Consider the following 21,693-nt stretch of genomic DNA (forward strand, 5'->3'; position numbering starts at 1 on the left):
TAACCGGTCGGCCATCACGCCCGCCGCCGGATGACCTACCCGCCAACCGCGGCGCCTCCAACGTGCCTGCCTGCGTACCTAACCTTGTGGCGAGAAGTTCCCGGATGGGTCAAGATCGCAGAATCATCACTGGCAGCAGCCCGGCGAGCGCCCGTTCCCACGGGTACGCGCCAGAATTCGACATCGGGAACTACTCAACCTTGTGCGCCGTGGTAGTTGAGGAGGCGACCTGTGCCGACCCCTGAGTTCGGCGGTGCCCAACCAGCACCGTTCGAGCCTGTACCCTTCCAGCCGCATGAATGCGAGATTTACCGGCTTCTGGGGGTAATGGGCGACGCTCCAGCCGACCAGTACGCCGATGCCATTTGCATCCTCCGCGGGAACCCGCCGCTACAGACCCGCTCGCTCATCCTGGCGCACATGGCTCGCGAGATCGACTCGGCGCTTCGCGAACTGCTCTACTCCTTCGTCCCCGTAGAGGTGCAAGACCGTCTCGAGGCTGAGAAGCCGCAGGATCGACGAGACCCGGACCGCGCGCTCGTGATCGACGAGATTTGCTCGGCGCTTGGGTTCGACAGCACCGACGAGATCCGTTCCCTCTGGAAGAGCTCGGGGGCGTGGCATGACGCCGCCCACCGCGGTGCCCTGCTCGCCAACCGCCCGGCTGACGCGGCGTTCATCGAACGCTGGGACAGGCTTGGCGCCGTTCTCAAGGTGGTGCTGCGCGCGTACGAAGGGTCGTTCACCCGCGCCCTGCCCATGATCGACGAACTCGCGACCGCCGATCCGATCACCAAGGAGAAGGTTTCGCATCTCCTGAACAAGGTTCCTAACAGCGCGCCGGCCCTGAACCGCTTCTTCGAGCACGCCTCGGCTGCATGGTTCCCGCACCTGTTGAAAAAGAACTACTTCCGGTCGCCGCCGCCGTTGCAGCCTAACGAGGACGGCCTGCTGACCTACAAGCCGTGGCCACCAGGGCGCTACCTCGTCAGAATGATGCAGGAGCCGAAGCTCGTGCCCGATGTGATCGACGTCGTTTTCCAGTTGGAGACTGACAACCCCCAAGCCGCCGAGACCGTCGCTGACGTTGCCCTCGCGGCACCTATCTCACTCGCGCGCCCGTTGGCCGGGAAGATCGCTCAGCTGCTCCGGTCGCCTGCTCAGTGGGCCCTGCCGTCCAAGGCAACCGAGCTGCTCCCCAGGCTCGCCGCCGACGGCCAGCTTGAAGAAGCCGCCGCCATCCTGGCTGAGCTGCTACCTTCGCCGACCCGGCGGGGCGGGGGAGGTGGATACATTCCGCCCGAACTCGTCACCCGGCTCTTCCCGCAGCTAGGTGTGCCTGGGCTGGCTGTCATTGCGACTCGTCTCGCGCAAAGAGATGACGGCGGGCGTGATGAGCTCAGCTACTCCCGCATCTGGTGGCCCGACATCACGTCAGACAAGCTCTTCAGAGCGCGCGACGAACTGGTCACCATGCTGCGCGACGCTGCAATCGCCGTCGCCACCGAAATCGGCCCAGAGCAGGTTGTGTCCGAGCTCGACGCGCACCAAGGCGGCATCTTCCGCCGCCTTGCAATGCACATCCTCCTCCTGATCCCAGAACCGGAGCTGGTCAACGCGTCGCTGACAGACCCGACCCTGTTTCACGACCGGGACTGCTTCGTCGAGTACGGACAGCTGTTGGGCACCCACTTCGGCAGTCTCGAACCCGAGGACCGCAATCGCGTCCTGGCGCTGATCGATCAAGGGCCTACACACACCGACGACCCGGCGGCGATCAAACGGTGGAAGCATCGACAGCTCGCGCGGCTCGGCGACGCGCTCCCGGAGGCATACCGTGCGGAAAAGGAGGCGCTGGTCCGGGAGCTCGGCGACCCCGACATCGCGAACCGCGTGATCGAGTTCAAGGCCCATAGCAGTGCAGATCGGGCAGACCTGCCGCTGCCGGCCCTGGACGAGATGACCGACGACGACCTCATCTCTTTCCTGACGGCATGGACGCCGACCGGGCGCTGGGACGATCCCGACAGAGACGACCTGCGTCAACGAGTCCAAGCCGCTGCTGCAGCCGACCCGCGCCGCTTCGCCGCGCTCGCTCCCCGCTTCCTAGACCTGGACCCTACCTACGCCCGTGGTCTGCTGAAGGGACTCCGTCAGGCGATCGAATGCGCCGATGACCAGCAGGGTTCGGCCACCGCATCGATCGCCGACTGGCAACCCGTGCTCGACTTCGCCGCCGCGTCTCTGGCCCAGCCGGCCCAGCTGCCGGGACGTCCTATTCAGGGCGACGGTGAGCAGGACCCGGGCTGGAACTGGGCTTGGCAAGAAGTGGCCGAACTGCTGACCGCCGGCCTGCGAAGCGACATCCCGCAGGCCAACCTCGAACAGGCCCTCGCGCTGATCAGCCAACTTCTCGACGCCGACGACTCGACCGACGATGACGGCCCGCCCTTCGAGACAGCGATCAACAGCATCGGCGGCAACGCCTGGATCGCGCTGCTCCAATACGCCATCCGCCTACATAACCCTGCAGCACCCGCGCTCGACGCCACCGTCCGCCGACTGCTCGAAAAGCACCTCGACCCGGCACGTCGGTCAAACTCACCGATCCGCAGCCTCTACGGCTACAAGATCCACCTCCTGGCGGCGCTGGACGAACAGTGGACACGTCAGCACCTCGAGGAAATCTTCCCCCACGTCACTAAGCCGGGCATCGCGTCGGCTGCTTGGAACGCCTACCTGCTGTACGGTCGGCTGACCGTAGAGACGGCAACGCTCCTGCAGCCGTTGTATGAGCGGCACGCCATGTCCCTCAGCCACGCGCCGGAGACGGCCCCTCCCATCGAAGGCGCGCAGCACGAGCAGCCCGAGGATTGTCTGTTGTCGCACCTCGGGCTGCTTTACCGGGATGGCGTGATCCCGCAACATGCAGGCTGGCTCGCGGACTTCTTCAACCACGCGCCGCTGCGCCTACGCGCACGCCTCATCGAACATATCGGCTGGCAACTGCACAGCATGGATCAGCTCGACCAAGACCAGACCAACCGGTTGAAAGCTCTATGGGAGAAGCGCCGAGATGCGGCTACCCAAGCCGGCGGTGACGCAGCAGAGCTCGCCGGCTTTGGACACTGGTTCAGCTCCGGGAAGTTGCCTGACGCCTGGGCGCTCGATCAGCTCAACCAAGCCGTCGCCGCCGGAACAAGGCTCGCCTCATGCGATGACATTGCCGAACGTCTCGCAACGCTTGGCGCTGACGAACTGGCGGAGTCGGTAACCGCCATTGCGGGACTGGTGGATGCACCCGACCGACCCTGGTTCATCAGCAGCGCTCGAACCTCCATCTCAGCTGTGCTGCGCAACGGCTTGCAAGCTGCCGACCCCGAAACCCGTCGGATCGCCGATCAGACGGTGAGTCGCCTTGTCGCCCGAGGCCACAGCAATTTCGGATCCCTGACCGGGGCTACCGCGGGTGGTGGTGATCAGCCGCCAGTGACCGCCGACCCAATCGAAGATGCCGCCGACGGTGGGTGACGAGTTCGTTCCTCCCGAGCACGGCATCGGCTTAGCGGTTCAGAGGTCAGGCTGACGGGCCGGGACGGTCGGCTCCTCGATGACAAGGTCGACCACGTCGACGGTGCGGGCCGCGCAGTTTCAGCTCAAGCCGCGCCTGGACAGTTTCGCGTCCGCCGTGATCTATGTCCTGATCACCGGAAAGACCTGGCCACCGCCACCGCGTGCGGCGTCGCGCTGGCGATGAGGGATATCCTGCTTGGGGCCTGAGATGGCGATCTTGTCGAGAATCATGCACGCAGAGTGGAGGTGGGCGCCGATGCCCGCGGATGGCCCGCTGCCGGGAAAGAATCCGCGGTTGCCCCCGACACCCAGCCTCTCGGAGTACGAGTTCGAGGACTTCACGGAGCGTCTGCTCAGTGCGAACCGGTTCTGTCCGGGCTCCGCTCGTCGGGTGACCCGGGTGGAGCGTTGGGGGCGGCGAGGCGACTCTCAGGACGGCGTCGACTTCGAAGGTGGCTACAGCGACGGGAAGACCGCCGCTTGGCAGTGCAAGCGATATGACAAGCTGACGCCGGCAGACGTCCGGGAAGTCGTGCGCGTCAGCACCTTTCAGGCTGACGAGTACTACCTGGTGTTCTCCGGCGAGGCATCGCGCGACGCCAGAAGGGAGATCAAGAAGCACCCCAAGTGGCAGCTACTTGATCAGCGTGCCCTCGGGCGCATGTTGGACGATCTCCCTTTGCATAAGCGACGGGACGTCCTTGATGCGACGTGGGACCGGCCGACCCGGCAGTTCCTTCTTGGTGTTCCCGGCACCGACGCATTTCTCAGTCTCGACACCTTTGTCGCAGATCGCATGAAGGAAGACGCGCCGCTCAACGACCGTGGACCCCGCATCGGACGTGATGCCGAGCTCGCCGCGCTACGGACTGCACTCGACCGATCAGCGGACTTCCCGACGGTCGTCGTTGTTGCTGGCCCCGGAGGCCGCGGCAAGACGCGTTTGCTCACTGAGGCATTGGCAGAGTTCGAGCAGGCCAACCCTCAGGTTCCGGTCGTCTGCCTTTCGCCCGGACGCAGCCTTGACCAACCAGCAATCGACGAGCTTCCGCACACGCCGGCCGTGGTGCTGGTGGACGACGCACACCGCGACCCGGCCGCCCTCGCAGCGCTGCTCACCTACGCGCGCCTGACGGAGGGCACCCAGGTTGTCCTCGGCTCCCGGGTGTCTGGGGTTGCCGCCTTGCAGGCCGAGATCATCAACGCCCGGTTTGCGCCGACTCAGGTCGAGACGATCCCGGTCGAGGAGCTGAGTTGGCGGGACGCACGCAAGCTGGTCGCGAGCATCGCCGATGGACTCGACCTAACCTTGGCGGCGCAGGAGTACTTCGCCAGCCAAGCCGTTGACTCTCCGCACGTGGCGGTCATCGGCATCAACCTGATCCGTAGCGGCCGGTTGACAGCGCCCCTGAAGGCCGATGACGCCCTTCGTCAGCAGGTTCTCGCGCGGTACCAAGAGGTTGCCACCGGCGAGCTGGAAGGCCTACCGAACCGCACCGTACGACGAGCACTCGCCGTCTTCGCGGCTCTCGGCCCCATTGACGACACCGACGACGCCCTGCGCACAGACATCGCGCGATTTATCGGCTTGGACATGGGCGACCTGCTGCGCCTCTGCCAAAGCTTGCAAGATCGCGGCGTCCTAGTGACGCGCAGCGGACTAACCCGTGTAGTTCCCGACGTGCTTGCGGACGAGATCTTGGAGACCGAGGTCGCGGTCGGGCGCCACGCGACCGGCTTCGCTCAGCAACTCTGGGAGGCCTTCGGTAGCCCTTCCGACGACCGGCTCGTGACCACGCTCGCGGAACTCGACTGGCGGCTCGTTCGACGGCATGGGCCATCGGTCATCGGGTCGATCTGGGAGTCGGTGGCGGACCGGCTCCGCATTGCCGAACCCGTCGAGTTGCATCGAGCGCTTCGTGGGCTCCGGAACCTGGCGACCACCCTGCCAGTTCCATTCCTGACAGTGCTGGAGGAACTCCGAATGCGGCTGCAGGAGCATGACCCAACAGTCCCCGACGCTGCAGCCGGGCACCCGTTCTTCGACCGAGCCGAGAGCTCAAAGCACGTTCTTTGGCTCATGCCCGAGCTGTACGGGCAGTGCGTCGCCAGCGCACCAGAGACGCTCGAAACGGTCCTCGACGCGCTCTGGTCGCTACACCGCGATGACTCACGGCCGCCAAACCAGCACCCGGGCCATGCTGCCCGGATCATTAAGGACCAGCTCGCGAGCATCGGCGACATGTTAGACCCGTCGTTTCCCTCCCGAATCGTGGCGTGGATCGACAAGCAACTCACCGAGGCGACCGACCCGCAGCACGCGACGCCGATGTTCGCGCTACGTCCTCTGCTGGCAAAGGATGGCACCCGGACCGTCGCAGAAACGCGCCGACGCATCTCACTTCGCCCGTACGCCGTGTCGGCGACCTGGGCACGCCCGATCCGGGACTCGATCCGATCGACTCTTCTCCGGCAAGCGAGCGGGACTGACCTGCGCCGAGCCGGGGAGGCTGTTCGTCTTCTCGGCACAGCGGTCCGTCAACCGGCAGGTCCGGCCAACCGGGAAGCAACCAGGAAAGAGATCCTGGCCTGGGAAGAGGACGATCTCGCCACGCTGACGACCTTGGAGACGGCGGCTGTTTCCGCCGGTAGTGCTGTGATCCGCCGACTGATCCGCCACGAGATTGGCTGGACAGGCGAGCACGCTCGATCGGTACGTGTTCGCCATGCTGCTCTTACTCTCGTGACGTCGCTCGACAACCGGGACGACGACCTCGCAGAGGTCCTCCTCAGCACGTTCCGAGGCTTCCCGACCCGGCGCGGAGTGACGGTTGCAACGCTCGATGAGCTACGGGCAGCGGAAGAAGCGCGAGCCGCCCGTGAAGCCGGTATGCCGCAGGACGAGCTCGATGCAGAACACAGCGAGCAGCTCCGAGTCAGGATCGAGGAGCGGACGGCGATACAGGAGCATACAGTCGCGCAGGTCGTCACACGGCTTACGTCCTACAGCATCCCTGAGTTGGTGCGTACGCTCCGCGCCCGCGCGGCAGAGGTCGAGCTGGCCGCACCTAGGCCACCCACGCTGTGGGGCGTCTGGCGGGAGTTCGCCAAGCAGAGATCCGATCTCATCCCTCACGTGGTTCGGGAAATCGCCGACGGACCCGCGTCGGTCCTCGACCAGAGTCTGCACCAGCTGCTGGATGCCTGGGCAGGCTACGATGAGACCGGTTTGCTCGCTTGGCTGGCTGACGCTTCGAGCTACCGCATGGACGTGCGCCTGGCCATCGGCAACGCCTTCGCCACGTATGCCTGGACGGACCGCGGGGCACCCTTCGTGAAGATCCACCGCGAGGGCATCGCGGAAGCCGAGCCTGAGCTACGCAACCGGTACATAATGGGCAGCCACAAGTTGCTCGCTACCGCGCCCGCCGCCACGGCTCGCCTTCTGCTCAGCGAACAAGCTTCAGCGCACGCGCTGACGAACGCACTGGAGAGCGCATGCGGCTACGACGGGATCAGCTGGGGCCAGACCCTCAGCAAGGAGGACGCATCAGCGATCCTGGATTTGATCAACCATGCAGGCTGGGACGACCACACCGTCCAGCAGATTGCCGCCGGCATAGCACTCACTTACCCGCGCCTGGTCCTTGACCATCTCCAAAACCTGCACGGCGACGGCGGCCGCTTGCCGACAGACGTCGATGGCTTCGCGGACGTCTTCGACCGAAACGCCGAGGCGCTCGCGCACTGGGTGGTCGACCGCGCTCATCACGGCGCAGCCGCGGATGCATCGATTGTCGTTTCTATCGCCACTGGGGATGGAATGACGACCACCCTGGCCCAACATCTCGCCGCAGCCGTCGATAAGCTCGACGGCGCCGCGCTCGAGGACACGGTGTCGGCGCTCCGAGACGTCGGCACGTGGCCCCTGCGCCACCCCGACCTGGCCAGGAACATACTCGTCAGGGCGCGCCTGCTGAGCGGCAACATGGCGACGCGCGTGCTCGCCGACATCTCGGGCGCCATGTTGCTTCGCTCGTGGGGCTTCTCGAACGGCGTGTCCGACGAACTTAACAAGGCTCGCGTGGTCGCCGCACAGGCAGCGGCCACTGAGACAGATCCGGACCTCAAAGCAGCTTTCGCAGCTGTCGAGTTGTGGGCGGCTACCCATGCCGAGCAGCTTCTTGCCGAAGCTGACGAGAAAGATGACTGATCAGCGTGAGGTGTCAGGCTGGCTGGACGTCGACTAGCCGAATTGGCACAAAGCCACCCAGTTTTTACGGCTCCTGCACCAAGTCCTCTCGTGATGCTATAGCGGCGAACTCATCTGCCGACTGCCGGGCGGAAGAGCGCGGGTTGTGTCCGTGTGGTTTCGTGCCGGTGGCGTCCCGTCCCGGAGGACTCAGTTTGCCCATGACCATGGTTAGTGCCTGTGAGCTCGGTACTCGGAAGGACTTGGGCCGGACAGGTCGCCCCGGCTGACAGCGGCGGCCACGAGGTGCTCGGCGCGACGACGGCGCATCCGCAGTGCAGGTGCGGTTATGCCTTGTTCGGCGGCCAGGTGCTCGATCAGGGCGTTGCCGAAGCGGGTCGCGCTGATCAGTTCGGCCGTGTCGAGGGTGATCAGGCCGGCGGCAGCTGCCCGGCCGAGCAGCAGGTCGGGGTGCCCGTAGGGCATTCTGGGTGTCCGTGAGCCGGTAGCGAGGTCGGGTGGCAGTTCGTCACCGTCGTCGACCTTGACGACGGTGACTGCGGCGCGCCAGGCGGCCCAGCACAGCCGGAGCCATAACCGCGGCGGCGCCAGGTCTGCGGTGCGCAGAGCGTCGAGGAAGCCAGCGAGGACTTCGGAATCCACGTCGTCGGTGTGTCTCGGCCTGCCGCGGCTGATCCTTGCTGCGAGGTGCGTCAGTGCGGGGAGCGCGACGCCGATCGCGCCTACGACCCAGGCCGGTCCCCACTCGCGGGCGTGGTGGGCCAGCTGTCGCCACAGCCCGTCGGTGGTGTCGCTGCTGTGATGCTCGCCCAGTAGCAGCGTGCGTAGCTCGTCCAGAGGGATTGGCCTGTCCGGTAGGCCCGGCACCGGCCGTGCGTCGAACATCAGCGGTGCGGGTTCGCAGGTCAGCAGCTCGAACGCCTTCTCGGCGGTGGTCAACGCCGTATGGGTCAACGTTGCGTGCGTCGTTGGTGCCATGGTGAGGTCCCCTCGACCGGAGGGATGTCGCCTTGGTACGACGTTCCCGAGGCCCTCGATTGGGACAGCTCGGCCTGACACCAGAGTCGGTTGTCAGGGTCGGACGGTTCGTGTCCGGCCCTGTCAGGTCCACACCGGTCAGAGCGGGTTATGACTGCTGACCTGCCGCCGCTTGCCGACGGGGTGATGGGTCCTGTCAGACCGGGGGTGGGTTCGATCGGCCTGTCAGCGTGGCCCTGGGAATCGTCAGTACGTCCGCCGGTCCGGGGGCCACCGTGCCTATGACCGACAAGAAGCCGCGTCGCGCACCCTATCCTGTGGGGGATGTGGTGCCCGGCGACCCGCCTGTGCCGATCACCGTGTGGCCGGTCCCCGCGCCGCAGGCGGGGGAGACCATGTCCAACGCGATGGGTGTGCGGCTGGTCCACAATCTCAGCCACCCATCGGATCTGATCATCGACTTGGCGGTGGGGCCGCAGTTGGCCCGCGCGATCATCGGCACGCAGCGCCGTGCCCATCTGACCCTGGCGAGTCCCGGACAGCGGGGCCCGGAACCGGCGACGCTGATCGTCTCCGGCTGGCCGCCCGCCGAGGCTGCTGCACCGGAGCAGTTCTTGACCCGCTGCCGTGCGAGTTTAGTGCCTGGTGGCTGTGTCGCGGTGCTGCTGCCGCACGACGACGTTGCCCTGCCGGTCGACGTGGTCGTCGCCGCCAAGCGCACCGGACTGATGTATCTGCAGCACATCGTGGCGGCTGACCGACCGCCCCGCCGCGGCCTGCGCATGCACCTCGACATCCATACCGACGTGCTGATCCTGACCCGCGGTACGCAGCTCGGCGACGGCCATGAGTGACTCGCTGCCGATCACCTCGGTGTGGCTGACCTGCCAGATACCCGCCCGTGACCAGCGGCGCAGCCGGTACGTACCGACGACGTCGAGCCATCCGGCCAAGATGCTGCCCCACGCGGCTGCTCATGCCATTGCCACCTACAGCCGGCCGGGGGATCTGGTGTTCGACCCGATGTGCGGGGCCGGGACTACCCTGGTCGAGGCCATGCACCTCGGCCGTCATGGACTCGGCATCGACATCGAACCCCGCTACACCGCCATCGCCGGGGCCAACATCGCTCTTGCCACGCGGCAAAACGCCCCCGGAACCGCGCGGGTGTTCACCGGCGACGCCACCGGCCTGCTCGACCTGGTACCCGCCACCATCGTCGGCCAAGTCGCGCTCGTGCTCACCTCGCCGCCCTACGGACGCGGCACTCATGGCCTGGTCCAGACGACGAGCGCCGGCGTGCGCAAGCGACACCACCACTACGGGGACCGGCAGAGCGGCAACCTCGCCTACGGTGGTTGGTCGCGTCTGCTCGATGGGTTCGCCGCGATCCTCGCCGCCAGCTACCGGCTTCTGCGCCCCGGCGGGATCGTCGTGATCACTTGCCGGCCGGTGCGCCGCCAGCGCGACGACCTGATAGATCTGCCGGGCGAGCTGCTCACCGTCGCCAGGTCGGTCGGGCTGATCCCGGTGCAGAGGTGCGCGGCGATGCTCGCCGCTGTCCGCGACGGGCAGATCGTCCACCGTGCGAACATGTTCGTGCTGCTGGCTGTGCGCCGCGCCCGCGACGACGGCATTCCCATGCACTTGATCGCACACGAGGACGTCCTCGTCCTACGGCGCCCATAGGTGCCTCCGTGGGCGCCGCGGCCGAGCTGCCAGCATCGCGGCGGTTGGGCTGTCAGGCCCTGACAGATGGCCAGGTCTGACACGTCGGGCCCTGCCTGCGGGAGCCCGAATAGCCTGAGGGCTCCTTCTTTTCTCTTCCTCTCGCGCTCGTCTGACGCGTCCGCGACGGCATCGCGCCCACCGCCCCCGGTCGGCCGCCATCGCCAGCCTCAGCACGCCGCAATCCATCAAGTCCGCTCGCGCCTTTGGCGATCGGACGCTCCAACCGTCGGTCAGGCGGCCACCACTCGGGTGGCCGCCTGCTGCTGTACGTCACCAGCCGGAAGCCGCCGCCGGTACCACCACTCGGCTTCAGGTCTATGCACCCCCGCCCGGCCCGCATGCCGTCGGCAATCCCATCCCTTCGACCCGAGTCACATCGTGGAGGTCATCGTGTCGTCACCCGAGAACAAAGTGACAGTCCGCTCGCCGGCCGATCTGGCCGCCGCCGTGCCCTACCTCATCGGTTTTCATCCCAGTGACGGCAGCGTCGTCGTCATCGCCTGCAATGACCGACGGATCGTCTTCGCCGCACGTGGGGACCTGCCCGCCGGCTCAGAGTACGCACACCAGCTGGACGCCCTCGCCGATCAGCTCATCCCCGTCGTGCAGCGGCAACAGCCACTCACCCACGTGGTGATCATCGGGTACGGCACGCCGGACCCCATCGATCCGGCGCTGCGCGCCCTCAGCGACGCCTTCGTCGCCGCCGGACTGTCCGTCGTCGACTTGCTGCGGATCGTTGGGGATCGCCTGTTCAGCCTGATCTGCGCTAACCCTGCCTGCTGCCCGCCCCAGGGAACCCCGTTCGACCCCATCGCATCAACGGTTGCGGTCCGGGCGACCATCGCGGGCGTCGTGGTTCGACCCGACCGGGCGTCGGTCGCCGGCCAAATCACGCCGGTGAGCGGCGCCGCGCGCGACGCCATCCAACGGGCCAGCCGCGAGGCGCGCATCCGACTGGAGGCATTGCAGGTCGTCGGCGGCACCGCGATGTATGAGGCCGGTGAGCGGGCAGTCCGCGACGCGCTACGTCTACACGACGCGGGAGCACGACTCACCGATGACGAGGTGGCGTGGCTGACCACTCTGCTGATCGACCGGGACATCCGGGACCTCGCCGTCGGCCTCACCGAGCCACACAGCCGGCACGTCGACTTCTGGGCCGACATCACCCGCCGCGCCCATGAGCCGCTCGTACCGGCGCCGGCCACCCTGCTCGCCGTCACCGCCTGGCGCTGCGGCGACGGTGTCCTCGCCGCCATGGCCGCCGAACACGCCCTCCACATCGACGGCAGCTACCAGTTCGCCGACACGGTCCTTCAAGCCCTACAGGCCGGGGTGCCCCCGACCGTCATCGAGGAGGCCCTCGCCGACGCCGAATCCGAACCCCTCGCTATGCCAGACGACCCGATGGAACAGGAGTAACGATCATGGATCCCGTTCGCGCCATCCTGCTGGCCCTCGCCGGCAAAGCGGAAGAAGCCCGGCTGTCCTGGTATGCCGAGCGTGCCGCTCTGCGCGCCCGCGGCGAAACACCCACCCACGGCAACGCGTGGCCTTACAGCGTCCAAGCCGACCTCTGCCTAATCACCGCCATCACCGCAGCCGACCTGCCCGCGAACTTCCGTCTCTACGACACCTCGCTGTCCCGAGACCCCCTCGCCGCAGCCGCGCAACTCCGCGCGGTCGCCTCCGCCTACGACCACAGCGGCCCAATCGAGGCCGAACACGAAGCAACCCGACTGGCGTACAAGCAGGCCTTCGCCGAACCGCTCACCCCACAGGAACAGCACTACGTCGACCTGCTCGCCGATCTGCCCGCCGCACGCCGAGACAAGATCATCGAGGCAGCGGAGGAACGCTTCCGACACCGTCCGGCTTGAGCCTCAGCTCGCCGCGACGCCTGCCGACAGGGAGATCAGTCTGCCGTCGGGCCCATCGCGGAGCGCGCCTAACCGGTCCGAGCAGCGCCTGCCTTTCCGCAGGGGCAAGAGCAGGGGAGGGCGGTGCCGGAGAAGCAGTGCCGCTGGCGGTCTCCGGGCGAGCCTTTGCGGCTAGCAGGTCGTCGTAGGCGTCGACTCGGCAACCTCGCGAGATCTCCACGAAAGGAACTCATGAGCCTCTACACCCTCCTACCCAAGCCAGGCTTCGACCGGTACACGATCCAGGTCGGCTGGAGCCCACACCGCACCTACGTCGCCACCCTCATCGACTTCACCTGGGACCCGGTGACCGAACCCGATCGCCAACCCGACGTCATCCACCTCGGCCGGATCGAGACCATTCTCGACCCGGCCGAAGTGCTCTCGGCCCTTGCGCCCTACGCCGACATCCCCGCCGACCTCCCGGCCAGACTCCGCGCCGACCAGGCCAAACACCCGGTACGCCGCTGACACCATCTCGCGACCAGTCACGAGGTGACTGGCTGCTGTCGTATCTGCAGTGCGGTTCGAGTGCCGCTGTCCGGCGCCGCCGGCCTGACCCTGGCCCGAACGCTCCGGCCACCAGTGCCGCGAGTCCTTGCAGCAGGAACCGAAACCGGCCCGCCACTGGCGGGCCGTCGTCGTATCAAGACCCGGGACGCGCCGCCTGGAAACGACCGCGTCCCGGGTTCTCCCGAAAGGAGGACCCCAGTGTCCCGACCACTGCTCATGATCGCCACCGCTGTGGTGGCCTACACCCTGGGCCGGCTCACCGCCTGGCCGACCATCCACCGCCTACGCCACCAACTCGCCGATACCCACCGCTCGATGCTCCACGACCCGCTCACCGGCATGCTCAACCGCGCCGGCCTCCACGCCGCCCACGCCGCCCTCGCAGAGGAAGCCCTCGCCCAGCCGATCACCGTCGCCCTGATCGACCTCGACGACTTCAAGCACGTCAACGACACCCACGGCCACGACCACGGCGATGACCTCCTCATCGCCATCGGCGACCGCATCACCGACCTCGCCGCCCTCCACGGGGGCGCCGCCGCACGGCTCGCCGGCGACGAATACGCCGTTCTCCTAACCAGCCGCGCTGGCGACCCGGACCGCATCGCCGACGCGCTCGCGACGATCATCGCCGAGCCCGTCGCCCTCGACACCGATGAGCACTCTGTCACCGCCAGCATCGGCCTGGCGATCGTCGAAGCCACCGATTCGCTCACCGACGTCGCGCTCCACCGGGCCGACGTCGCCATGTACCACGCGAAGCGCAACGGGCGGAACCGTCACGTCACCTACCAGCCGGGCATGACCATGCCGCCCGCGCCCCACCGCCGCGGACCACGCCTGCGCGACCGCCGACGCCCGATCGACGGAGCCCCAGCATGACCGCCCCACCCGAAGAGATGGCCTGCCGCACCTGCCTGGTCCCGCTCAACACCTTGGGTACACCGCCCACCCACGTCCACCCGGTCCATCTCGCCACCGACGGACACGTCCCCGTGCCCGTCCCGGTCAGCCAACTCGCCACCGTCCGCCGGACCTGCGACTTCTGCGGCGACTCCTACCCGATTTGGACGCTGCACGGCGCAAACGTCACCGCCGTCGCCATCGGCTCCACCGCCACCCTCGTGCAGAACTTCGGCGAGACGTGGGCAGCATGCGTCACCTGCCAGACCCACATCGACGACGGCCGCCCAGACCTGGTCGTCGACCGAGCCGTCCAAGCCCTCGACGTCGGCACCAAACCGGAAGTACGAGGGCGCATCCAGGAACTGCACCTGGCATTCCTCGACGCCCGCCTCCCCAACCGCACGCTCCTCACCACAACCCCCTGGCCAGCGGCATCCATCGCAGCAAAGGACCTGCCCAAGGTGCGCGACCGGCTCACCCACCTCTACCGAGGCAATGACCACCTGCCCGCTGCGCTCGGACTTACCGAAACACGCGCCCAGGTCGCTGACGGACTCGACCAGTCGCGCCTGTACTGGATCGACGACGACTTCACCGACCTCGCCGAACACGCCGCCACCCAGCTCACCGCCCTCACCATCGGCCACGACCTCGGCTCGCCGGCCAACGTACTCATCACCTGGTCGCGGCCCGTGACCCACCATCAGATCACCGCCGCCTCCTGGACCTTGGCCAACGATGGCTGGCAGGTGGTCCTCTACCGCGCCATCGGGGCCGGGCTCGACGGCAAACCCCTGCAACGGCTCCGGGAGCAAGTCGGCTGGCTCGTACCCATGACGGCCGTTCACCTCACCGAGCAACATCTGATCGATGCCGACCACCCCGCAGCCGCCCTGTTCGCTACATGGCTGCTGATCACTCAGAAGGCCGCAGAGGTCGACGTCGCGAGAGTCGGCAAAACCATCGTCAAGGCCTATGCCCGTGCGAAGCGGGACCAACCAGAGGTGCGCATCGTGCGCATCCGCGGCCGCCGCAGCCCGAGCGACGCAGCAGAGACGACGCCGGGGAAGCAAGGGCGGCGTCAGAGTAGCCGGTTCTGGGTTTCAGGCCACTGGCGCAACCAAGCCCACGGCCCAGGCCGATCGCTTCGCCGCCCGGTCTACATCAACCCATTCCTGAAAGGGCCGGCCGAGTCACCGGTGAAGACCAGTACCACCGTTCGCATGCTCAGCAGCCACAAACCGCAGGGTGAGGAGCCGGCCCCACGACCAGCGTGACCTGATGTCAGGTGGTGGCAGGGGCCCGTCCCCTGTCACCACCAACAGCAAGGGCCACCTCTGCGTACGGCAGCCTCCACGGCGAGACCACCGACCGACAGTCACCAGGCACTGCGTCGTGGGAAGTCAAGGATGCACCTCTATGACTCGGCGATGGTGACGCTTCGTCGTCCGGATCCCGGCCGAGTAGACGACTACGTTCACACCGAAGAGGTCACTGGTTCGATCCCAGTATCGCCCACCGCAGATGTATGCAGGTCAGAAGCCCGTTACCGGAACTATCGGTAACGGGCTTCGCCGCTGTTGCCCCTTAAACTGGGAGCAGATTGGGAGCATGGCGCTCTTACCCTATGGTTGCCTGGCATCCCCTACGGCCCTCGGCCGGGGTTCGTCGGCGTCCGCTCGCTCGGATCAATCGGTTGGTGAAGTCAATCCCGACCAGCTTGGACACATCTCCTGCGATCCGCACCGACTGCAGTCCCGACAGCTGGCCGAAGTGTCCCCACGTGCGTGAGGAGGACGTGCGGGTTGTCGGTCACAGCAGCTCGAACGGCGGAGCACCACACGTGCGCGGGGAGACGAGAACGCCAAGGGCCGTGCGCGGGATATGTCGCGCATGAGGGCGTTGGCGGTCAACGCCTTGCCCCACAGGGCGACGCGGCAGCACGTCCCGGCACCCGCCTGAAGAAGCGACGATGCGGTCGTCGAGATCGCCGTCATCGGCGCGCACAACGGAGCGACCCTGCTCGACAGACTGGTTAATCCCGGCATGTCGATCCAGCCGGGCGCGCTGTTCGGCGACGTCACCGAGATGATCGCCGACTGGCGCGCCGCTGTCGGCAACGTCACCCGCCGCCGCCCGCGGATGACCGAGAACGGTGACCGTTGATTCGCCATTGCCTCGACGCGGCCTGCTACCAGCTCGCCTGTGGCCTTTCGGGTTGGCTTGCTGCGCCGGCTTCCTGCCGGGGAGACCGTCCTGCGCGTCCTGACCGTCGGGGTCTGAGACAACTAAACCGCCGGGATGTGTCTACGGCGTGTTTCAGAAGTCGGGGGTGGCCGGTGAGGTCACGGCGTGGCGGTAATCGATAGCTGAAGAGATCTCCGGTAAACGGCTCGGCGACCAAGCTCGAACGCCATACCGGAGACCGCGTGGCCACCCTAGCGGTGACGACGCGGCACAACCTCACCGACGCCCAGTGGCAGCGGCTCACTGCGCTGCTACCTGCCGCGTCGGCGAAGGGCCGGCCGCCGAAGTGGGAGAGACGGCGGCTTATCGACGGGATCAGGTGGCGGATCCGGATCGGGTCGCCCTGGCGGGACGTCCCAGCCGAGTACGGACCCTGGCAGACGGTCTACGGCCTGTTCCGTCGCTGGCAGCGCGATGGAACCTGGGACAAGATCTTGACCGCGTCACAGGCCGCCGCCGACGCAGAAGGCCGGATCACTGGACGGTCAGCGTCGGCTCGATGACCAGCCACGCACACCAGCACGCCGCCGGCGCCCGCAGAGACGGCCACCTTCAGAAAGAGCCACCCGGTGGCGTGCACGACGAACCCGCCGATCACGCCCCCGGACGGTCTCGCGGCGGTCTGACCACCAAGACGCATCTGGCCGTGAGCAGGGACAGAAGGTCTTATATCTGGCCTCGCGGCGCGTCAACCCGGACGTGCTCGACAAGCTCATCCCGGTGCCGGTGACCGTGATGGCGTCTGGCTACGCCATGGCCTCCCTCATGCTGGTGAGTCGTCGACTGCCGGTGGAGGCCGTGTACGACCTGTTGGTCCGAGCCGGGCACCACAAGCCGGTGAACGAACCTGAACTGGTGCTCGCCAGGCCAGTCACAGTACCGGTCACTCGACCGGCGGCACCGCCGGTGGTGTTCTCCAACCCGGGTGACGTCAACGACCCGGTCTTTGCCGTCGTGCCCTCGCAGCGGCGCCGCACCGCAAAGTCCATCCAGGATGGCGACCGGCGCAACCGTAGGCGCCACTGACAGGGCAAGCTGCGGCCTGCCTGGACGTCGCCTTCTGCGACGTCCAGGCACTGCTCGGATAGCGGTGGCGCGGATCGGCGGCGGCTACGGCGCGATCAGGGTCCAGGCGCTGATCCCGCCCAACACGATCAGGGCTGGCACGACTAGGAGCAGCTCGGCGGCCGAGCCGGTGCGGAAGCGCAGAGGGGCCCACATGCCCAGCGGCGCCCACCGGCAGCCTCGGATCCGGATCGGCCACAGCAGCGGCACCCGGGTGAAGGTCAGCGCGTCGCCGAGGGAGTGGACCAGGCAGCCCAAGCCCAGCGGCAGACCTACCCACCACCAGCCGGCGACCGGGCCGGGCAGCGCGGCGGCCATAACCCCGACGAACAGCCCGGCTGCCGCCGCCCCGTACGCCCCGCGGGTGCGCTTGCGCAGCGCCCCACGCGTGGCCAGCGCCGTGGCCAGCCCCGCGACGACCGCCGCGGCGACGTCCCCGCCGACCCAGCACAGCAGCGACACCAGCAGCCCGGCCGCCACCGCGAACAGCAGGGTGTGCGTGACCGCCCGGTGGCCGCCCCTGCCCGCGCAGCAGCGGCAGGAGGCTCCGCGCAGCGCCGCAGCGCCCGCCGCCGTGCCCTGGGCGATCAGCCGGGTTGCCGGCCCCAGCGACCGGGCGATGACCGACCCGGGATGGTCGACGTCCGGTAGCAGCGCCCCGCCGGCGGTGACGGCCGCGCCGACCACCACCGTGCCCACCGCGGGCCGCGCCCCCAGCCCGGCCGCCAGCGCGCACCCGCCCAGCCACACCACGGCCCCGGACAGCGCGTGAGAACGCCCCATCACCGCCGTGCCACCACCCTCCACCCTCGACACGAAACGTGAAGGAAGCATCGCAGAGAGCACCCACAGGCGGAACCCGCACGCCAGTTACCAGAACTTCTGGACCGGTCGTGGCGGTTCGGTCACGATGAGGTGATGAGCGAGGTGCGTGCCCGCTGGGCGAAGCTGCCACCGGCTGAACGGGACCGCCGCATGGCGCAGAGCGCCGCAGACCGCGTGCGGCACCACCAGGACGCCGCCGCGCCGTCAACGCCCACAGCGAGGATGTCGGAGCAGGAGCGCCGCCGCCGTCAGGGGCAGAGCGACGCCGCCCGCGCCCAGGCGACGCGATGGGCGGGACTGCCGGAAGAAGAACGTCGACGCCGGCAGGCGCAGAGCGACGTCGCCCGTGCCGCGGCCCGACGTGCCGCGGCCCCGCCCACCTCCCACCCCGTGGCCGAGCTGGATGACGACGAGACCCTCCAGGCGATGTGGCACACCATCGAGCACGGCGGCTACGACTTCATGTCGAAAGACGACTGGTGACCGGCGCTACGCCACGGCATCAGGCCGCGCGGAGAAGCTGATCGGTGGGCCGGGGAGCTGATCCGGCCCACCGATCAGCGCCCGCCACGCTACCCCTCACCAGGGCTGCCGCCCCCACACGAACGGGCAGTGCGCTTGCCGGCGCCGGTACTTTGCAGGAGTGATCGACACGGCCATCTTGACGGCGGGCCTAACCGGTGTGGCGGCGCTCAGCGGCGTCCTGGTCAGCGTGCTGGCCGATGGACTCAAGGATCGACGGCGGACAGCGCACGAGCGGGCGCTCCGCGAGGAAGACCGGCGCGCCGCTGCCAGTGACCGACGTCGTACCTTCGAGCTGGAGAACCTGATCTCGGCATACGACGGGCTGTGGTTGCTGGCGCGGGAAGCCGCAAAAGCTCACCAGGCTGACGTGTACGCGGCGAAGAACACCGAGCACGGATACGGGGGAACCCTTCTGCCGGCCGGCACTGAAGTCGACTTGAGTCAGACCAGTCAGGCGGTCAAGTCGATCCGGCTGATCCTGAACGATGACGTGCGCAGGCTTGCTCTTGACGCACGCGACGCCATGACCGCGGTGAGCATGCTCGGCCTCCGGGCGAAGATATTCCAAACAGGGCCCGTCAGCCTGGCTGAAGGTGAAGCCGCGATGGCCGACGCTACGCACAAGATCGACGCCGCGATGGAGGCGATCTCCGAGCAGATACGGACATTGATGGCACAGCATTGATGCTGGCCTACTGGCCCGAGTCCAGGTGCGGCCCTAGATCAACTGCTTGGCGCAGGATAACCGGCGGTCAGGGCGGACCTGACCCCCGGTCAGGGTCGTTGAGCAGGCCATGACGGATGTGCACCACCTGCGGGAGAACCCGGCGCGCTACTACGAGGTGCTGGGCCGGGTCCTGTCGGCCCTGCGCGAGACCAGCGCGCTCAACGGATCCACCCACCTCGACTGGTGGCCCGGCGCCGGCGGACGGACCTGGGAAATCGAGTGGCAGGGAGGCCCCTTCCCGGCCGAGGTCGCCGCGCGGCTGCTGGGGGCACCGGAGCCCGGTGTCGACGACGACCAGGGCGATGAGGCGGTACGCGGCCTGATCTCGCCCGGCCGGGGTGAGAACGAGCGCGCGCACCTGGTCGTGCTCGGCGTGCCGGTGAACCTGCGCGCGATCGACCCGATCGGTACCAGCCAGGTCCGGGCAACCCTCACGCTCACGCGGGGGTAGCGAGTCCGGATCGCGGCGCTGACGCCGAGCTGCCCAGCTCGCCCCCCGACGGCTACCCGCCGATGCCGCTTTGACAATCGCGCACACTCGCGTGACGACCTGATGCCATAGGGTTGCCGGCATGGTCAGTGTGGATGACGAGCTGGACCACCAGGGCATGGCGATCGAGCTGATCGACGCCTTCGCCGAGCACGACGCGGCGGGCCTGGCCGCGCTGGACGCCGCTGGACGGGCAGCGCAGGTGCAGGCTCGGCAGGCGCTGTACGACTACGTCGACCGCATCTGGGAGGACGCCAAGGCCCGCGGCCTGGACCCGGCGGTGCGACCGGACTGGAACGTCGTGGCGGGGCTGAGGGACCTGACCAACGCGCTGGTCGAGCAGGCCGTGCAGGCGCAAGCCGACGCCGGCGAGGACTAAGCAGCCGATGGCCGAGACCGGCCCGCGTGACGCCGAGATCCGGGACCTGGTCGCCAGTACCTCGATGCTCGGCCGGGTGTCCGGGCGTGAGCCGTGGCGCGAGCTGCTCCTGCGGTTGACCGGAGGCCAGTGGCCGCGCCGGTCCGGCTGGCCGGTCGTGCCCAGGCTGGCCACGCCGTGGCAGGACACCATCTCGAACGAGCGGGTCGGCTGGCGGATGCGCGCGGCAAACCTACGCGCCCACGACCCCGATGACGCTGCCGTACGCGGCGAGTTCGTTTTCGAGGTCGACTACCAGCTATGTCATCGATGTCGGATCGGCTGGGTCGAGCAGCCGCACACCCTGCCGGCCTACCGCCGCCGCGGCCTGGCCGGCGCCGGCCTCGCGGCACTGCGCAGGGAAAACCTCGGCTACGCGTGGCACACGCTCGGTGGGCACATCGACGGCTCGTCGGCGTTCTGGGACACCGTCGGCGCCGACGTCCCGGGCGGCTACCGGCCCCTGCCGGTGTGCGAGCACGTCACGGCCGGTGGCTGAACGGCCAGCATGTCAGACGTCGCCTGAGGATGGTGATTCGAGGTAGGGGTGGCGCCGGGAAGGTGAGGGTGCGTTGGACCCGCTTCGTAGGCTGGACCGGACGGTAGGTCAGAGGAGAGGACCTTGGCAAAAGTGACCATCAACAAGCAGGGGATCGCCCGGATGATGCGCGAGATGCAGCGCGAGTTCGACAAGCACCCCATCCAGGTGACGACGGTCGCCGATGCGCCGACGGGCCTGCGCGGGGTGGAAGGTACTACCGGGCCGACGACGATCACCTACAACGGGCCGGTGATCCACGGCGGGGCCGCAGGCGCTCAGCTGGCATGGAACAACACCGGCACCGTCAACCAGCAGCAGACGCGCAACGAGCAGATCACGCCCGGCTTCGAGGCCCTGGCCCAGGCTGTGGTCAGCACCCGGCAAGGACTGTCGGCGGTTGGGCTGTCGGAGCAGGACCTGCAGGACGCGGAGGCCGCCGCCGACGAGGTCCTTACTGAGGTCACCCAGGAGACGCCGGACCCGAGCCGGCTGCGGCGCGGCGTCGCCGCGCTCAAGGGACTGCTCGCCCCGATTGCCACCGGCCTGGCCACCGGTGCGGGTGAGGGAGCCCAGGCATGGGCACAAACCGCCATCGAGCAGTTGGGCAACGCCGCCATCGGCTGACTCAAATCCAGGAGCTGCGGTTGTGATGCCAGGCACCGGTTGCTCTCGGTCCTCGGGTACTCTCAGAACGTTCTCGGCAGTCGGACTTAGGAGGGGCTACTAGGGATGAGCCCGCCGGAGAGGCTCTTTACGGCAATTTTCGGCTAATGGCCAGCTATCCGATGCTGCCCAAAATCCGGCGGAGATCATCAAGATTGGCCTCGCGTTAGCGCTGGTCACCGGGGCTCTGACCTTTTCCTATCACTTCTCCAAGCAATTGGCTTCGATCCTCTGCGCGGTGATCGGCGCGGTGGCCGCTGGCAAGATCCCTGAGGCCTCGTCCACTGGGTCGGCCCGTCCGGAAGGCTGTTACTGCGACAGTCAGCGGTGTCGGCCGCCAGTCGTGCTTTTTCGCA

The 21,693-nt window shown here is 67.7% G+C and carries 18 protein-coding genes and 1 pseudogene; 16 read left to right on the forward strand and 3 right to left on the reverse strand.

Annotated features, from left to right (window positions below):
- Window positions 1–3,175: 3,175 nt before the first annotated feature.
- Entirely contained in the window at window positions 3,176–3,301 is a 126-nt protein-coding gene (locus OC439_RS30345) for a hypothetical protein (RefSeq protein ID WP_400303448.1), read from the reverse strand.
- A 528-nt stretch (window positions 3,302–3,829) separates the two neighbouring features.
- Here OC439_RS30345 and OC439_RS13455 point away from each other — a divergent pair.
- Complete coding sequence (locus OC439_RS13455) at window positions 3,830–7,786, forward strand: restriction endonuclease (protein WP_262013687.1); 3,957 nt, start codon at window positions 3,830–3,832, stop codon at window positions 7,784–7,786.
- Window positions 7,787–7,996: 210 nt separating this feature from the next.
- Here the strand turns inward: OC439_RS13455 and OC439_RS13460 are convergent, their stop codons facing one another.
- A complete protein-coding gene (locus OC439_RS13460; protein WP_262013688.1) occupies window positions 7,997–8,764 on the reverse strand; it encodes a hypothetical protein in 768 nt (255 codons plus the stop codon).
- Window positions 8,765–9,045: 281 nt separating this feature from the next.
- Between OC439_RS13460 and OC439_RS13465 the strand changes: the two genes are divergently transcribed.
- From OC439_RS13465 to OC439_RS13505, 9 genes and pseudogenes are all read left to right on the forward strand, one after another.
- Window positions 9,046–9,618 (forward strand): hypothetical protein, encoded by a 573-nt coding sequence (locus OC439_RS13465; protein WP_262013689.1) that lies wholly within the window; start codon window positions 9,046–9,048, stop codon window positions 9,616–9,618.
- Window positions 9,611–10,453 (forward strand): TRM11 family SAM-dependent methyltransferase, encoded by an 843-nt coding sequence (locus tag OC439_RS13470; RefSeq protein WP_262013690.1) that lies wholly within the window; start codon window positions 9,611–9,613, stop codon window positions 10,451–10,453. The genes OC439_RS13465 and OC439_RS13470 overlap by 8 nt, the downstream gene beginning before the upstream one ends.
- Before the next feature lie 420 nt (window positions 10,454–10,873).
- Entirely contained in the window at window positions 10,874–11,920 is a 1,047-nt protein-coding gene (locus OC439_RS13475) for a DUF4192 domain-containing protein (RefSeq protein WP_262013691.1), read from the forward strand.
- 5 nt (window positions 11,921–11,925) lie between these two features.
- Window positions 11,926–12,378: a hypothetical protein gene (locus OC439_RS13480; RefSeq protein WP_262013692.1), complete on the forward strand. Its 453-nt coding sequence runs from the start codon at window positions 11,926–11,928 to the stop codon at window positions 12,376–12,378.
- Between the two features lie 231 nt (window positions 12,379–12,609).
- Window positions 12,610–12,888, forward strand: a complete 279-nt coding sequence (locus OC439_RS13485) for a hypothetical protein (protein ID WP_262013693.1) — start codon at window positions 12,610–12,612, stop codon at window positions 12,886–12,888.
- 240 nt (window positions 12,889–13,128) lie between these two features.
- On the forward strand, window positions 13,129–13,812 hold the full coding sequence (locus OC439_RS13490) for a GGDEF domain-containing protein (protein ID WP_262013694.1): 684 nt from the start codon (window positions 13,129–13,131) through the stop codon (window positions 13,810–13,812).
- Window positions 13,809–15,113, forward strand: a complete 1,305-nt coding sequence (locus OC439_RS13495) for a hypothetical protein (protein ID WP_262013695.1) — start codon at window positions 13,809–13,811, stop codon at window positions 15,111–15,113. Before OC439_RS13490 ends, OC439_RS13495 begins: the two co-directional genes overlap by 4 nt.
- 1,152 nt (window positions 15,114–16,265) lie before the next feature.
- Window positions 16,266–16,756, forward strand: a pseudogene (locus OC439_RS13500) (IS5 family transposase); the annotation flags it as partial.
- Between the two features lie 26 nt (window positions 16,757–16,782).
- On the forward strand, window positions 16,783–17,109 hold the full coding sequence (locus OC439_RS13505) for a hypothetical protein (protein ID WP_262013855.1): 327 nt from the start codon (window positions 16,783–16,785) through the stop codon (window positions 17,107–17,109).
- A gap of 84 nt (window positions 17,110–17,193) precedes the next feature.
- On the opposite strand, the gene OC439_RS13510 is transcribed toward OC439_RS13505, so the two are convergent.
- Complete coding sequence (locus OC439_RS13510) at window positions 17,194–17,982, reverse strand: metal-dependent hydrolase (RefSeq protein ID WP_410054920.1); 789 nt, start codon at window positions 17,980–17,982, stop codon at window positions 17,194–17,196.
- 84 nt (window positions 17,983–18,066) lie between these two features.
- Here OC439_RS13510 and OC439_RS13515 point away from each other — a divergent pair, with 84 nt between their 5' ends.
- From OC439_RS13515 to OC439_RS13540, 6 genes are all read left to right on the forward strand, one after another.
- A complete protein-coding gene (locus OC439_RS13515) occupies window positions 18,067–18,456 on the forward strand; it encodes a hypothetical protein (RefSeq protein WP_262013696.1) in 390 nt (129 codons plus the stop codon).
- Window positions 18,457–18,616: 160 nt separating this feature from the next.
- A complete protein-coding gene (locus tag OC439_RS13520) occupies window positions 18,617–19,183 on the forward strand; it encodes a hypothetical protein (protein ID WP_262013697.1) in 567 nt (188 codons plus the stop codon).
- Between the two features lie 109 nt (window positions 19,184–19,292).
- Window positions 19,293–19,676: a hypothetical protein gene (locus tag OC439_RS13525; RefSeq protein ID WP_262013698.1), complete on the forward strand. Its 384-nt coding sequence runs from the start codon at window positions 19,293–19,295 to the stop codon at window positions 19,674–19,676.
- Window positions 19,677–19,797: 121 nt separating this feature from the next.
- Window positions 19,798–20,094, forward strand: coding sequence for a hypothetical protein (locus tag OC439_RS13530; RefSeq protein WP_151012476.1), 297 nt, complete (start codon window positions 19,798–19,800; stop codon window positions 20,092–20,094).
- Window positions 20,095–20,101: 7 nt separating this feature from the next.
- The gene (locus OC439_RS13535) at window positions 20,102–20,632 is read left to right on the forward strand and encodes a hypothetical protein (protein WP_262013699.1); all 531 of its coding nucleotides are present in this window, start codon (window positions 20,102–20,104) and stop codon (window positions 20,630–20,632) included.
- A 132-nt stretch (window positions 20,633–20,764) separates the two neighbouring features.
- Window positions 20,765–21,298, forward strand: coding sequence for a hypothetical protein (locus OC439_RS13540; protein WP_262013700.1), 534 nt, complete (start codon window positions 20,765–20,767; stop codon window positions 21,296–21,298).
- The last annotated feature ends 395 nt before the right edge of the window (window positions 21,299–21,693 follow it).

This window comes from Micromonospora sp. Mcm103, from assembly GCF_024519755.1.
Classification (GTDB): Bacteria; Actinomycetota; Actinomycetes; order Mycobacteriales; family Micromonosporaceae; genus Micromonospora; species Micromonospora aurantiaca.